1 protein-coding gene is annotated in these 1,014 nt (G+C 67.9%); it reads right to left on the reverse strand.

Annotated features, from left to right (window positions below):
- Nucleotides 1-1,014 (reverse strand): biotin/lipoyl-containing protein (locus Y705_RS17610; protein WP_253908494.1); only part of this gene is annotated, 1,014 nt, incomplete at both ends.

Consider the following 1,014-nt stretch of genomic DNA (forward strand, 5'->3'; position numbering starts at 1 on the left):
GAGATGAACGACGCCGGCTACGGCGGCGGCGAGCTGGTGCTCCATCTTCATCGCTTCGACGGCGAGGAGAACCGTTCCTGCCTCGACGGTGTCGCCGTCCTGCACCGACACCGACACCACGGTGCCCGGCATCGGGCTGCGGACCTGCGGATCCACGGTGCCGTCGGCCCGCGCGATGAGGGCGAGCTGGGCGTCGAGCCGTTCCCGGCGGCTCTGCTTCCTCACCGGAACGGACCAGCCGTCGGCGCCGAGCCACACCGTGTCGCCGTGTCGAACCAGGGTCACCGGCATACGCACACCGTCGACGACGGCGCCGCCCCTGCCGTCGAGGCTCACCTGGTATTCCTGTCCCCCCTCCAGCGTCACTCCGTAGGCGGATTGCCCGTTCAGGGAGACACCGTTCGAGGAGAGGTTGAGATGCCCCTTCCCTGCGGGGCCGGATTCGACCAGCTGGAGTGCGATCTCCCGAACATCACCCGCGGACACCTCAAGGCTCAGCGTCCTCGGGCGGTTCACTCCGGCACGGAATCCGTCGCGGCGTTGCCAGGGGGACACCTCGAAAGCGCGGGCTGCCCCGCTGCCGCCGTCGACAGCACGGGTAGCAAAGCCCTGCAGCCTGCTCCCCCGGGAGGCGCTCGCATCGATCGGGCCCTGATCGGCAGCACCCTGGCCGGTGAAGTCGTCGTCGGTGAAATCATCCTCGGCAAGGACAACGGCTACCACGGCCAGTTCGGCGTCGGTGATTCCCCGGAACGAGAGGCTGGGCATCTTGCGCTCGATCAGGGTGGTGTCCAGCCGTCCTGCCCGTACATCCGGATCATTGACGAGCAGGCGGAGGTACTCGATGTTGGTGCTCACTCCCAGCACTACGGATCCGGCGAGCGCAGCGTCGAGCCGGTTGAGCGCCTCGGTCCGATCCGATCCCCAGGCTATGACCTTGGCGACCATGGGATCATAGGCCGCCGGTACCACGAATCCCTCGACCAATGCGCTGTCGACGCGGATGCCCTCCCC

This window comes from Arthrobacter sp. H41, from assembly GCF_000520535.1.
Lineage (GTDB): Bacteria > Actinomycetota > Actinomycetes > Actinomycetales > Micrococcaceae > Arthrobacter_D.